The sequence below is a fragment of the Paraglaciecola sp. MB-3u-78 genome (genome assembly GCF_002835935.1).
In the GTDB taxonomy this organism is placed as follows: Bacteria; Pseudomonadota; Gammaproteobacteria; order Enterobacterales; family Alteromonadaceae; genus Paraglaciecola.
The window spans coordinates 164268-178415 of sequence record NZ_PJCF01000008.1; the positions used below are offsets into that span (position 1 = coordinate 164268).

The window sequence follows — 14148 nt, forward strand, 5'->3', positions numbered from 1 at the left end:
GTTTATCCTTTAAATGATTGAATCTAGGTTATAAAACCGGATCTAGAATAAATTGCTTTCAGCTAATCGCCATTTCTTTGATTTATTATGTCCGAAAAACATTACACTTTGCAGCAACTAAGACAAAAATTCCCGGCTAGATCGTTAACCATGTTACGGATTAGTGCAGTTGCACACTCAAATCGGGTTAGCGTCAAAAGTAAGATGTGTGGTTTAAACCCAAATGACTGTTCCATCTGCTCGACTATTTGTTTTGATAACGTCTGACTATTTGACTCATGGTGTTGTAATAAAACATTGCCACTTTGAATATAAGTTTGCACATTCTGACAATCTAAGCCAACCAACATTTCTGAGAGTTGTTTCATAGGTACAATGTTTTTACCTCCAACATTGATACCTCTAAGCAGAACGACCCAACTACTCATATTGTTATACTCTAATAAGTCTTTAAAAACTGGCTCAAAGAGTCCAACATTTCTGCATGTTTAGGGTTTGCTTTGGGTACATCACAAGGGAGTATTTCTTCAAATAGAGACGCATCGTATTGCATTTCAGACAATTGTTCTTCGTTTATCACCACATCTGCATGGCAGACATCAGCATCTAGAGAAATTTCAAAAAACGTATTATGACCTTTATTCACCGCCATCAGGTTTTTAACACCTATTATGGGTATGGTTTTATCAGCTACTGAGTGAGCAACAAAAAGCGGTAGGTTAAACTCCGCACCTTGCTTAATTAAATCTCGTATTGAAAAGATAACTTCCGTTAACTCAAATGCAGAAAAACGCGCCACACTAGGATATTTGTAAGGATTGGGTCCTTGGGTTGCATATTCGCCATCTAACACTTTAGCCAACCACCGTATCCCCCAAATATTCGCCATAGACTCTACTTTCGAGTTTAACGCTAACGCCCCAGAAAACAGCATTAAGCCTTTGACAGATTGTGGATTATGCAAAATATATTCAGTGGCTAACGCGCCGCCTGTGGAAAAACCACCTAAGTAACGTTGTTTACCTAAATTCGATGCGTAATCAATAACCTCTGACACATGCGCACGCCAACGGTCGGCTAATCCAGAGTCTTGCATATCCGCATCGGCTTGTTTTTTACCATGACCAGGCAGTAAGACAACAATCACATTATTGCCTTGTTGATATAGGGATTGAGCAATAGAACCTAAGAAAAACGGAGAATCACTTAATCCATGAAGCAACACCACGACTTTTTCAGTGACTTTATTATGATGCAAAATATAAGGGGCATTGCCGTCATTTTTTAAGCTATCAGAACACACCCTAAACACATTATCCTCAGGCGTTTGACAGCCACGAGTGGTTCCAAGTTGTGCTTGGTAAATAGCATCAAATTTATCAAATTCAGGTTCAATAGACTCTGAAGATGCAACCAAAGAATAGGTACTAGCCGCAAATATAAGCAGCGCTAAAAGTAACTTCATTAAGTAAAACTTGTATTATTTAATAGCCAACTACTATATCCAGTTGTCTAGCCATTTACTAATCTATAATCATAAAAAATGGCGCTTAAAAGCGCCATTTTTAATTTGAATAAACTTTATGCGAAATAAGCGTCTAAATCGTCAGAATTACCAATTAACTTGCCACCAATAAATACTTGAGGCCAAGAGTCATTGCCAGAAAGAGCTTTAAGTGCAGTAAAAGAAACTTCTTTACCCATAACCAATTCTTCATACTCAAAACCTTTTGCATCAAGCAATGCTTTTGCTTTCGAACAGAAAGGGCAACCAGGCTTAGTCAAAATAGTAGTCGCTACAGAAGCCTTTGCGTCTGGTGCAACATAGGACAGCATAGTATCAGCATCTGATACTTCAAAGGGGTCGCCTGGTAAGTCTGGCTCAATAAACATTTTGTCTACTATGCCGTCTTTAACCAGCATAGAATAACGCCAGCTGCGTTTACCAAAACCGATTTCAGACTTATCTACTAATAGTCCCATGCCATCAGTAAACTCACCATTTCCATCTGGTATGAGAGTGACATTATCTGATTCTTGAGCTTCTGCCCATGCGTTCATGACGAATGTATCGTTAACAGATACACAAATAATTTCGTCTACGCCATTGGCTTTGAAAGTTTTAGCCAATTCATTGTAACGAGGTAAATGAGTAGAAGAGCAAGTTGGAGTAAAAGCGCCAGGTAAAGAGAAAACAACTACGGTTTTACCTTTAAACAATTCGTCTGTGGTGAGTTTTACCCACTCGTCATTTACACGTGCAGCAAAAGTACATTGTGGTACTGCTTGTCCTGATTTATCTGCAAAATTTGGGTTAGACATCTTGGTCTCCTATTTAAGGTTAATAAAACTAAGTCGCGTTAAGATACATATTCTTGTTAATCATTTAAAATAATTAATATCGATTAGGTCAATCTATTTAATTGATATGGATATAATTAACCTGAACTATTCTTTAAAAAAATCTTCAGATTGCTCACTTAACATTGCCTCAATGTCTTCAATATCAAAGTCAGGCAATTTAATTGTTTCTTGATCTTTGTTTGCACCACAAGGAATAGACTTTACCTCGTCGGCCCATTCACCTAAATCAATTAACTGACATGTTTTACTACAAAACGGACGAAAAAGATTAGTTTGGATCCATTCCACATGTTTTTTGCAATTTGGGCAGTTGACTTTAGTTGTCATGAGAGTACATCACCTCGAATAGGTAAATTGAAACGTTAAATATCACTTCTAGCGGTCAACTGCGGTTTCTAGGTTTAACAACATGCAAGTTTAAAGCTCACTTTGCTATCTACAGATGCGCTACCCTGCATAATTGGGGTAAATAAAGTAAAACGAATGGCATAGCGATATTTATTTCCTGACAACATAGGGTAATACCCCTCGTCAGTGGCACTCAATACTCGAATTAACTCATTTTTATCTTCAGCAATGCCTTGATAAAAACCTTTCTCAGCTTCAATTGAGCTAAAACGTCCTCTTTCGCGCAAAAAAGACAGGGTGATTTCCATGGCCTGCTGAATAGGTGTGAGTTCTTGCAACCAGTTGTTGATATCTCGCTGTTTGTTTTCATTCGGCTGCTGTAACCAATAGTGTAAGTTGGGTAAATCAAAACTACAGGTACCGCCAGGGATAGAAAAACGCTGTCTTATGGACGCTAAAAATCGGTCTTCTTTGAGTTCTGCGCCCACTTTTTTATTGCTTTTTAATGACTCACGTAAACGTAGAATTTTGCGTAATGCAAATTGTAAGGCATCGTCATCAATATTTGGGTGTTGCGACCAAATAACTAAGTTTTTTTCGTGGGACTCGATATCTTTAAGCACGTCGCTTCGTAAATCGATGCGTTCTGACAAATCGAGCAAAGTAAAAAGACAATCTAAAAAATTAATATATTGCCAATCTTCATTGGCAATTTTACCTTGCTCGAGCTGCTTAAATAACTGCTCAAGCCTAAGGTAAGTGCGCACCTTTTCATTGAGTGGAAATTCGTAAATTGCTTGAGACATGATCACCTGTTTATATTGGTTATACTGCGAGATATGCAGTAAATAAACATTGTAAAGAAGTTTTACTCAAATCAATAGGCTAAAATCAATTTGTCTTTAACAAGGCTATCCCCTTTGCTTGGCACGTTGCAGATAATGCTGGTGTAATTGCGCCACTTGTTTGTCTAAATTATCCACTTTACCATTGTTATCAATGATATCGTCTGCCACGTCCAAACGCTGCTGCCTAGTTGCCTGAGCACGCATAATCGCACGAATTTGTTGCTCATTGGTTTTATCACGTAACAGGGTTCTTTGGAGTTGAGTTTGTTCATCTACATCAACAATCACCACCCTATCGACTTGCTCATATAATTTGTTTTCTACTAACAGCGGCACACTCAAAAGGCAATAAGCGGATTTGGCTTGTTGTGTCTGTAATAACATTTGTTGCCTAATGGCAGGATGTAACAGTTTATTCAGCCAGTTTTTAACTTCAATATCATTAAAAACCAAGCTGCGCAGTTTCGCTCTATCCAAGCTACCAGACTGGTCTAAAACAGACTCGCCAAATTTATGAATGATAGCTTTTAAAGCCGGTGTCCCTGGCTCAACCACTTCTCTGGCAATCACATCGGCATCAATAACTTCAATCGCATATTTAGCAAACAAATCTGTAACCGTGGTTTTGCCACTGCCAATCCCCCCACTTATACCAACAACAAAATCACTCATGGCAACATCCACTGCCAATATTGTGTAACGATCCAATCACCATACAATAAAGTTAAAAAACCAGCCGCTGCGAGATAAGGCCCAAATGGAATAGGCTGGCTTTTGTCCTTCCCTTGAATGGTAAGCAAGCTCACACCCACAATCGCTCCGACAAATGAAGACAGTAATATCACCACAGGCAAATGTTGCCAACCTACCCAAGCGCCTATTGCAGCCAGTAGTTTGAAATCGCCGTATCCCATGCCCTCTTTACCAGTCAGTAATTTAAATGCCCAATACAGGCTCCACAAACTTAAATAACCAGCAGCAGCGCCAATCAGCGCATCTTGGCTAGATACAAAAGGGCTTTCGATACTCAGTAGTAAGCCTAACCATAACAACGATAAAGTTAATTGGTCGGGTAATAACATGGAGTCTAGGTCGATAAAGGTCATGGCAATCAATAACCAAGTGGCTACGACAGCGGCAAAGCCAGCTAAACCAAAACCAAAATGCCAGGCGACCAAAGTAGATAACAGGCCAGTGGCCAATTCAACCAAAGGGTAACGACTTGAGATGGGGTTTTTACATTGGCTGCATTTACCTCTTAACAGCACCCAGCTAATTAAGGGAATATTTTCCCAAGCTCTAATGTTATGTTGGCATTTGGGGCAGGTTGAATCTGGTTTCACTAGGTTAAAAGGAGGATCTGAAGGACTGGTTGCATTGGGAGCAGCTTCGTTTTGTGAAGCTGAATACTCAGCTATTTCCGCTTTCCACGCCCGTTCCATCATAACGGGCAAACGATAAATAACCACATTCAAGAAACTGCCTACCATCAAACTGACGATAAACACAAAACCCATAAAAAAAGCCGGAGAGTCAGCCATTAATTCAAATGATGCTTGCATAAATTAACTTATAAATAATGAGTGATACATAATGAATGCCACTAGCTTGCCAGAAAGGCTCGAATGAGTCACGAGCTTCGAGAGCTTCGAGAGCTTCGAGCTTATAAAAACAAAAATTAAAAAAAAAGGCAAGACTCAACCACTTTTTATGGTTTTTACTCGTAGCTATTAGCTCGCCCCTCTAGTCTGCTCTATACCACATTACCCATATCAAATATCGGCAAGTACATGGCCACGATCAAACCACCAATCACTACGCCCAATACAGCCATAATCATGGGTTCTAGTAAACTCGTCAAACCGTCCACCATATCGTCTACCTCTGCTTCGTAAATGGTCGCCACTTTACTCAACATCTCATCAACCGCACCGGCTTCTTCACCTATAGCGATCATCTGCACCACCATTTCAGGAAATACTGCAGTAGAACGCATGCCAACGTTCATGGGGATACCAGCCGACACTTCTTTTTTCACAAATAAAATCGCATCACGAAATACTGCATTACCGGCTGCCCCAGCGGCCGAGTCTAAGGCGCCCATAAGGGGTACACCGGCAGCAAAAGTAGTCGCCAAGGTACGCGTAAACCTAGCAACAGAGGCCTTTTTAAGAATTTCGCCAATCACAGGAATTTTTAGAATTTTTTTATCAACTGAGTCTCTGAGTTTTAATGATTTTTTATGAGCTCTGGCAAACAACGATCCCGCAGCAAATACCACGCCGGCAATAATCAAGCCGTAATCTTGCATGCCCCGAGATATGCCCAAAACAAACTGCGTAAAGGCAGGTAGCTCAGCGCCAAAACTAGAAAATATTTCTTCAAACTGCGGCACTACAAAAATTAATAGGATAGTAGTAACAATAAAAGCCACTACGACTACTGCAATGGGATAAAACATGGCTTTTTTGATTTTAGACTTAAGCGCTTCAGATTTTTCTTTATAAATCGCAATTCTATCGTAGATAGTTTCTAAGGCACCGGACTGTTCGCCGGTTTCCACTAAGTCGCAGTATAAATCATCAAAATAATCAGGGTATTTACGCAAAGTCGCCGACAGTGGATTACCAGCACTAACACTCGCGCCTATCTCACCTAACAAGGTACGCATTTTCCTGTTAGCATGCCCTGATGCAATCATTTCTATAGTTTGAATTAAGCTTACACCGGCACTGAGCATAGTAGCAATTTGCCTTGATAATATCGCAATATCAACAGGCTTAATTTTATCTCCACCACCAAACAAAGGTTTAGCTAATTTCTTAACTTTTTTGGCTGAAATACCTTGTCTACGTAGTTGATTTTTAGCTTCAACAATAGACTTGGCCGAGATTTCGCCTTTAACGACTTGCCCTCGACGATTAGAGCCGTTGTAAACAAATATTGTAGGAGAGGATGCCATAATTATACTCTTACCAATTGTTCTAAAACCAAAAAGCCCAGAAAATTCTGGGCTTTCACATATTTACTATCAATAGTTAGACATTAATTAACAAATACCTGCAGTTACGCAACCACCTGTTTTAACCCAAACTACTGCGCCATTAGTAGGAGTGCCTGTTAGTATATATGTTTCGGCGGCAGTAATTCCGTTTACCGCTGCTGGTACAGCTGTAATAACATAAGAACCTGCGACGGTGCCATCAGTTATAGCCACGCTAGCTACGCCGGCAGCTTCAGCCGCACCAACAACTGAAAGAGTTTTACAATCCGCAGGGATACCAGTCTGCACGCATACTTCTATATTCGATTTAGATGCTGTAGTGGCATTCACTACTTCAGAAAAACGCGCCTTCTGTGTATAAGTTTGGTAAGCAGGCAATGCAATTGCTGCCAAAATACCGATAATAGCCACAACAATCATCAATTCGATTAGAGTGAAGCCGCCTTGTTTTTTTGCATTATTCATTTGAGTCATTTTCATGGTTTTCTCTCCTACACATATTGTGTAATATTTAAATTTTAAAAGTTTGCCAGTTGCCGAGTTAGGGCGTTGTTTTTGAATTCCTGATTAGTATAGAACGAGTTAAGCATCTGACAAGTATGCAGATACATACTTAAGTCTTATCCGTAAAAATATCCATTCAAAATACGCCTGTCATTTTTTTTCAAACACTCATTAATAAGCAAGCGATCAAAGCTTCGAATAGCTGGTGGTTACTACTCTTAAAGACAAGTCGATAGCTTGAATATGTTTAGTAAGCGCCCCTGAAGAGATAAAGTCCACACCTATAGCAGATAAAGTCTTTAAACTTTCGATAGTAATATTACCCGACACTTCCAGTTTACATTGCCCTTTGCTGACCATTACCGCCTGTTTAAGCATATCCAAACTAAAATTGTCTAGCATTACAATATCGGCTTTAGCCGCAATTGCTTGATGTAATTCTTGAATGTTTTCTACTTCTACTTCCACAGATAAATCTTCGTGATTTTCCCTTGCTTTAGTCACAGCGGCCTGTATAGAGCCACAGGCTAGAATATGGTTTTCCTTTATAAGATAGGCATCGAATAAGCCAATACGATGGTTTTTGCCACCGCCGCAAGTCACTGCGTATTTTTGCGCTAAGCGCATACCGGGTAATGTTTTTCGGGTGTCTAATAATTGTGTGCTGGTATCCGCTAACTCTTTCACACATTTCGCTACAACAGTGGCCGTGCCTGAAAGTGCTTGTAAGAAGTTTAACGCTGTGCGTTCCCCCGTTAAAATTCGCCGAGCATTACCCGACACTCGAACTATTGGCTGATTAGCCTTTAGCGCGTCACCGTCTTTGACATACCAGTGCAGTTGAATATCTTTATCGAGCTGAGCAAAGGTTTCTGTGGCCCAAGCAGCGCCGGCTATGACACAATCTTCACGGGTGATGATATCGGCGACAATGTTTTGAGTCGCGGGGATCAAATTAGCAGTAATGTCGCCTTGGTCAACACCTAGTCCGTTTAAATCTTCAGACAACGCTATTTCAACCGCTGCTTTAATATCAATATTTTGCATAGTTCCTCTTGTCATAATGGGGAATAATACTATTCCGTCTTAAAGCTTTCCACCACCGAGGACAACGAGCGTCGGGCGAGGAGCGCTTCGCTGCACAGAGGAAAAGAATATTAAAATAAGCTAATTAGTATTTTTGACTTTGTCTTTTCGGCGATGCCGCCACTTATCTTTGCTTTTCTCTGTGCTCTCTGCGCGCGGCACCCGGTGACCTCTGTGGTGTAAATATTTTATTCTTTGGCTTTTCGGCTACTTATAAATTCCGTAAAACCAACCATTCACCTTTTTGAGTGAATTCTAATTGTTTTAATGCGCTCATTCCTAGCAGTATTTCATTCGCTTTAAAACCAGGGTTTAAGTTAGCCCTGACATTATCTAATTGAATATCACCAATAGACAACCTTTGAATATTTGTTTGTGCCACCTGAACCTGACCATTCGCGGTTTGCACCCAAGACGCCCTGCCCTTTTGCAAGTTAAGTTGCTCAGCCAAATGCATGGGTACTGATACATGGGTGGCACCCGTATCTAATAAAAACACCACAGGTTGACCATTAATAGCGCCGCCACTCACATAGTGCCCCGCTCGGTTTTGTTTGAGTCGCACCTCTTGCACACCTAGATTAGATGAGGAAATAGGCTCGGCATTAGGATTAAACTGCTTGGCAAGCTGATCATCGAACAACAGAGTTAACAGGCCCAAACCAATGATCCAAGCAACAATTAACATGCCTTTACCCATTTTATTTTGTTGCATTGTTTAATTTACCCTATTGAAAATTTATCGGCGTTCGCTGATCCACTTTGTTATGATAACAATATCAAGCCTTTCATGCCGCTAATACCTTGATTAAGAACGCCATTTGTACACAAGCTGAATATTGTCCTACCACCCACTGGGACGAACGCCCCAAGCAAACTACCATTTCACTCTTGGTAGTACACAATATTTCTTTGCCACCGAATGAGTTTGGTGGTGACTATATAAAATACTTTTTTACCGGCTGTTTAGATCCTAAATTACACCCCTATTTTGCCAGCATTTATCAGATGCGGGTGTCCGCTCATTGCTTAATTAAACGGGATGGGCATATTTTGCAGTTTGTGCCTTTTGACAAAAGAGCATGGCATGCTGGCCTATCAAGTTTTCAGGGTGTGAATAGCTGCAACAATTATTCTATTGGAATTGAGCTTGAGGGAGCTGATGATATTGCTTACACCCAAACTCAGTATCAAACTTTAAGTGCATTAACCAAAGAATTGATGCAGGATTATCCTGCAATCACCCTAGGGCGCATTGTTGGTCATAATGATATTGCACCCGGCAGAAAAACCGATCCAGGCGTCGCTTTTGACTGGCCACGATATCGACAGATGATATAATTTATTCGTCCAATCTAACTAAGATTTAACAAGAGATAAAATCATGACATTAATCAGCTTGTTGCTGGTACTACTAGTCGAACGCGTCACCACTAAATCCAAATATTGGCAAGCCGGGTTTTACACCGATAAATACTTACACAGTATCCAGTCTCGGGATTGGTTTAGCTCGTCATCAAAATCTTGGGTTTTGGCTCTGGTTATTTTTGTGCCTGTGATTATTGTCTACTTAGTGGTACAAAAATTTGCTGGCGGATTATTAGAGTTAGTCATAAGCACGGCCATATTGATGGTTTGTGTGGGTTGCCCCACTATCCGCGCCACCTATAAATGTTTTTTACAAGCCGCAAACAGAGGCGATTTGCAGGCATGCAGTATGTACGAGGATCAAATAAGCGGCGATGACAAAGGGACGATTTCATTTGGGTTGAACCTAGTTTGGCAAAACTACCGCCACTATACTGCGGTTATTTTATGGTTTGCAGCCTTTGGTGCCGCAGGAGCCATTTTGTATGTATTGGTCAGAGAATTAGAGTCAAAGTTATCAAATGATAATGAACAAGTGGGTCATCAAATAAAGGGATTACTCAACATTGTTGACTGGATACCTGTACGTATAACGGCATTGGGATTTTTATTGGTTGGACATTTTTCTCGTGCTTTCCCCACTTGGTTAGGCTACCTACCCGACCCAGCAGTGCAAGCAAAAACACTGTTGTTAGATGTATCAAAAAAAGCCGAAGAAATTGAGCCAGATGAAAATGATTGCACCGAAGAACCCTGTACTTTAGTTCGCTTGGCTAAAAGAAATGTCATGTTTTTGTTGGTAATTATTGCATTGTTAACCTTAACTGGTTGGATTGATTAAAAGGTCTGACCAGAAAACCCACCTCCTATTCATCTGATTTTTATATGTTTTATTTATTTCACCCGCGGCTTAATTGGTCATTTGTAAAATTAATATTTACCCAAAGGTCAATGTCTACTAAGCTATGTCGGCTTAATGGTCTTACCAATTTACCAAACAATAAATTTATTGTTGTTACGTACCGTGGAATTATTGAATGCGCCGAGTGCAATCTAGAAAATTATCTGATGATATTATGGAGCAATTAGAATCCATGATATTAGACGGTAGACTGCTGGCCGGACAAAAACTTCTATCAGAACGTACCCTCGCAGAACAATTTGCGGTCTCTAGGCCTTCAGTAAGAGAAGCGATTCAAAAGCTCGAAAACAAAAATTTGGTGGAACGCAAACAAGGCGGAGGGACTTTTGTTAAGCCCCGTCTCAACGAATTGATTACCGATCCTCTGCTGCTACTCTTATCCGAGAAACCAGAAATGCAATTCGATTTACTTGAATTTCGCCATGCACTAGAAGGCATGGCGGCTTATTATGCAGCCCTGCGAGGTCAACCAGAAGATTACCAAGCGCTAGAAAGCGCATTAGATGCGCTCCCAGATGACTCAACCGATAAAAGCCAACAAGCCATCGCCTTAGTTGATTTTTATCTCACTATGGCCAACGCTGCTCATAACATGGTTTTACAGCATGTGATGCGCAGTCTACAGTATATGCTCCAAGACAATATCCAGCGCAACTTAGAGGTATTAGCCAAACATGCTGATGCGGCTCAAAATATACACCGTCAAAGGCGCAATATAGTCCAAGCTATTTTAGCAGGTGATCCTGAGCAGGCTCGCAAGGCTAGTAATGAACACTTGGCTTATATTGAAGACACCTTACTGAACATTAATCGACAAGACATGCGTATGCAGCGGGCGTTGCGGCGAATTGAAGTAAATTAACTATTTCATTGGATGTGTTACGGCACATTCAAGGATGAAATGAATAACAACTTTTTAAATTATTAAGCAAAGCGGGTGTCATACACTGGTTTTATTAATAATTAATAAGTTCCTACATTAACAAACTATAAAAAAGGAAAGCACCATGGCTGATATGATGCATCCGGATGTGGATCCACAAGAAACACAAGAGTGGTTAGACTCTCTAGAAACAGTTTTTGAAGAAGAAGGCGCAGAACGTGCGCATTTCCTTTTAGAGGCGCTAATCGATAAAGCTCGTCGTAGTGGAGCGCATTTACCCTATGACGCAACCACTGCGTATATCAATACGATCCCAGTAGTTCAAGAGCCAACTATGCCCGGTGACCAAACAATCGAAGCGCGCATTCGAGCTGCAATCCGATGGAACGCCTTAATGATCGTGTTGCGTGCTTCTAAGAAAGACTTAGACTTGGGTGGTCATATCGGTAGCTTTGCTTCATCGGCTATGTTGTACGATGTAGGTTTCAACCACTTTTTTAAGGCACCTAATGACAAAAATAGTGGCGATTTTATTTTTTATCAGGGTCATATTTCTCCAGGTATCTATGCTCGTTCTTTCCTTGAAGGCAATTTATCAGAAACCCAATTAAATAATTTCCGTCAGGAATGTGATGGTCAAGGTATACCTTCTTACCCACATCCCCACTTAATGAAAGATTATTGGCAGTTTCCTACTGTTTCTATGGGTTTAGGTCCATTGCAAGCTATCTACACTGCGCGTTTTTTAAAGTACTTAACTAACCGTGGCATCAAAGATTGTTCGGAGCAAAGAGTCTATTGTTACTTAGGTGACGGTGAGTGTGATGAGCCTGAATCATTAGGTGCTATTGGTTTGGCTTCTCGTGAGGGTTTAGACAACTTAACATTTGTGATCAACTGTAACTTGCAACGTTTGGATGGACCGGTTCGTGGTAACGGCAAAATAATCCAAGAGCTTGAAGGCACTTTCCGTGGCGCAGGCTGGGAAGTAGTCAAAGTCATTTGGGGTAGCTACTGGGATGCACTGATTGCCCGTGACAAGTCTGGTAAACTTTTACAACTGATGAATGAAACCGTAGACGGTGAATACCAAAACTGTAAAGCCAAAGGTGGCAAGTACACCCGTGAAAACTACTTTAATAAATACCCCGAAACCGCGGCATTAGTGGCAAACATGTCAGACGAAGATATTTTCCGTCTGAACCGTGGTGGACATGATCCCGTTAAAGTATTTGCGGCTTACCAAAAAGCCATGGACACCAAAGGCCGTCCAACGGTTATCTTAGCCAAAACCATTAAAGGTTTTGGTTTAGGTGCATCAGGTGAAGCGTTAAACATCGCCCACAACGTGAAAAAAATGGACGTGGATTCTCTTAAAAAATTCCGCGATCGCTTTAATATCCCTGTTGCAGACGAAGATATTGCTGATTTACCTTATTATAAATTTGCTGAAGACAGTGAAGAATATAAGTATATGAAAGCACGTCGCGAAGCATTAGGTGGTTCATTGCCACAGCGCCGTGTACAAGCAGAAGAACAGCTTGAAATGCCTGAATTAAAAGCCTTTGATGCTATTTTAAAAGGTTCAGGAGATCGTGAAGTATCTTCTACTATGACCTTTGTACGTGTACTGAATGTCTTATTGAAAGATAAGAAAATGGGTAAACGTGTGGTCCCTATTATTCCTGATGAAGCCCGTACCTTTGGTATGGAAGGTTTATTCCGTCAAGTGGGTATTTATGCCAACGAAGGTCAAAAATACACTCCTCAAGATGCGGATCAAGTGGCTTATTACCGTGAAGATAAAAAAGGTCAGGTATTACAAGAAGGTATCAACGAACTAGGTGCAATGGCTTCTTGGGTTGCTGCTGGTACGTCTTACTCCACTTGTAATGCCACCACTATTCCGTTTTACATCTACTACTCCATGTTTGGTTTCCAACGTGTAGGCGATTTAGCTTGGGCTGCTGGCGACAGCCAAGCACGAGGCTTTTTGTTAGGTGCCACGGCAGGTCGAACAACCCTAAACGGTGAAGGTCTACAACACCAAGATGGACATTCACATGTTCAAGCTAATTTGATCCCTAATTGTGTCACTTATGACCCAACTTACGGATATGAAGTAGCGGTAATAGTACAAGACGGTTTACGCCGGATGTACACTGAAAACGAAAATGTTTTCTATTACCTCACATTGATGAATGAAAATTATCAACATCCTGCTATGCCAGAAAGTAAAGATGTAGCCGCACAAATCATTAAAGGTATCTACAAATTAGAGCGTGTTGAAGCAAAAGGTAAGGCTAAAGCCAAGTCTAATGTTCAATTAATGGGCTCGGGCACTATCTTAAATGAAGTGCGCAAAGCAGCACAAATTTTAAGTGAAGACTACAAAATATCTTCTGATGTGTATTCAGTTACCTCTTTCAACGAATTAGCCCGTGAAGGTCAGGCCATAGCACGTTGGAATATGCTTAACCCTGAAGCTGATGCTAAAACGTCATACATAGGTGAAGTGATTACTAAAGATGCTGGCCCTGCTATTGCAGCCACTGATTATGTGAAAGGTTATTCTGATCAAGTGCGCGCCTTTATCGACACCGACTATCGTTGCCTAGGCACTGACGGTTTTGGTCGTAGTGATAGTCGCGCCAACTTGCGTACCCACTTTGAAGTCAACGCTGCATACATAGTTGTTGCGTCTTTGTATGAACTCGCCAAACGTGGTGAAGTTGACAAGAAAGTGGTGACCGAAGCAATCAAACGCTTTGACATCAACACCGACAAACTTAATCCACTTTACGCCTAATAGTGACTAGTA

Annotated in this window: 15 protein-coding genes; 4 read left to right on the forward strand and 11 right to left on the reverse strand. The window is 40.8% G+C overall.

From position 1 onward, the window contains the following. Positions 1 to 101 precede the first annotated feature (101 nt). From CXF95_RS20575 to CXF95_RS20625, 11 genes are all read right to left on the reverse strand, one after another. Positions 102 to 428 carry a DUF1697 domain-containing protein gene (locus CXF95_RS20575; RefSeq protein WP_101200445.1) on the reverse strand — a complete coding sequence of 109 codons (327 nt, stop codon included), beginning with the start codon at positions 426 to 428 and terminating at the stop codon, positions 102 to 104. Positions 429 to 439: 11 nt separating this feature from the next. Next, positions 440 to 1465, reverse strand: coding sequence for a carboxylesterase (locus tag CXF95_RS20580; RefSeq protein WP_101200446.1), 1026 nt, complete (start codon positions 1463 to 1465; stop codon positions 440 to 442). A 116-nt stretch (positions 1466 to 1581) separates the two neighbouring features. Then, a complete protein-coding gene (locus CXF95_RS20585; protein WP_101200447.1) occupies positions 1582 to 2322 on the reverse strand; it encodes a glutathione peroxidase in 741 nt (246 codons plus the stop codon). Between the two features lie 126 nt (positions 2323 to 2448). After that, on the reverse strand, positions 2449 to 2691 hold the full coding sequence (gene yacG / locus CXF95_RS20590; protein ID WP_101200448.1) for a DNA gyrase inhibitor YacG: 243 nt from the start codon (positions 2689 to 2691) through the stop codon (positions 2449 to 2451). A 74-nt stretch (positions 2692 to 2765) separates the two neighbouring features. After that, complete coding sequence (gene zapD, locus CXF95_RS20595; protein WP_101200449.1) at positions 2766 to 3518, reverse strand: cell division protein ZapD; 753 nt, start codon at positions 3516 to 3518, stop codon at positions 2766 to 2768. 105 nt (positions 3519 to 3623) lie between these two features. Further along, the gene (gene coaE / locus CXF95_RS20600; protein WP_101200450.1) at positions 3624 to 4232 is read right to left on the reverse strand and encodes a dephospho-CoA kinase; all 609 of its coding nucleotides are present in this window, start codon (positions 4230 to 4232) and stop codon (positions 3624 to 3626) included. Further along, positions 4229 to 5122, reverse strand: coding sequence for an A24 family peptidase (locus CXF95_RS20605; RefSeq protein ID WP_101200451.1), 894 nt, complete (start codon positions 5120 to 5122; stop codon positions 4229 to 4231). Before CXF95_RS20605 ends, coaE begins: the two co-directional genes overlap by 4 nt. Positions 5123 to 5313: 191 nt before the next feature. Then, on the reverse strand, positions 5314 to 6522 hold the full coding sequence (locus CXF95_RS20610) for a type II secretion system F family protein (RefSeq protein WP_101200452.1): 1209 nt from the start codon (positions 6520 to 6522) through the stop codon (positions 5314 to 5316). Positions 6523 to 6609: 87 nt separating this feature from the next. Then, positions 6610 to 7044 (reverse strand): prepilin-type N-terminal cleavage/methylation domain-containing protein, encoded by a 435-nt coding sequence (locus tag CXF95_RS20615; RefSeq protein ID WP_101200453.1) that lies wholly within the window; start codon positions 7042 to 7044, stop codon positions 6610 to 6612. A 210-nt stretch (positions 7045 to 7254) separates the two neighbouring features. Then, positions 7255 to 8115, reverse strand: a complete 861-nt coding sequence (nadC, locus tag CXF95_RS20620) for a carboxylating nicotinate-nucleotide diphosphorylase (protein WP_101200454.1) — start codon at positions 8113 to 8115, stop codon at positions 7255 to 7257. Between the two features lie 250 nt (positions 8116 to 8365). Next, the gene (locus CXF95_RS20625; RefSeq protein WP_101200455.1) at positions 8366 to 8869 is read right to left on the reverse strand and encodes a TIGR02281 family clan AA aspartic protease; all 504 of its coding nucleotides are present in this window, start codon (positions 8867 to 8869) and stop codon (positions 8366 to 8368) included. A gap of 89 nt (positions 8870 to 8958) precedes the next feature. Here CXF95_RS20625 and ampD point away from each other — a divergent pair, with 89 nt between their 5' ends. The 4 genes from ampD (at position 8959) to aceE (ending at position 14136) form a co-directional block, all read left to right on the forward strand. Further along, entirely contained in the window at positions 8959 to 9495 is a 537-nt protein-coding gene (ampD, locus tag CXF95_RS20630; RefSeq protein WP_101200456.1) for a 1,6-anhydro-N-acetylmuramyl-L-alanine amidase AmpD, read from the forward strand. Positions 9496 to 9538: 43 nt separating this feature from the next. Then, positions 9539 to 10363 carry a beta-lactamase regulator AmpE gene (gene ampE, locus CXF95_RS20635; protein WP_101200457.1) on the forward strand — a complete coding sequence of 275 codons (825 nt, stop codon included), beginning with the start codon at positions 9539 to 9541 and terminating at the stop codon, positions 10361 to 10363. A 196-nt stretch (positions 10364 to 10559) separates the two neighbouring features. Beyond that, complete coding sequence (locus CXF95_RS20640; protein WP_101200458.1) at positions 10560 to 11306, forward strand: GntR family transcriptional regulator; 747 nt, start codon at positions 10560 to 10562, stop codon at positions 11304 to 11306. Positions 11307 to 11451: 145 nt separating this feature from the next. After that, complete coding sequence (gene aceE, locus CXF95_RS20645) at positions 11452 to 14136, forward strand: pyruvate dehydrogenase (acetyl-transferring), homodimeric type (protein ID WP_101200459.1); 2685 nt, start codon at positions 11452 to 11454, stop codon at positions 14134 to 14136. The last annotated feature ends 12 nt before the right edge of the window (positions 14137 to 14148 follow it).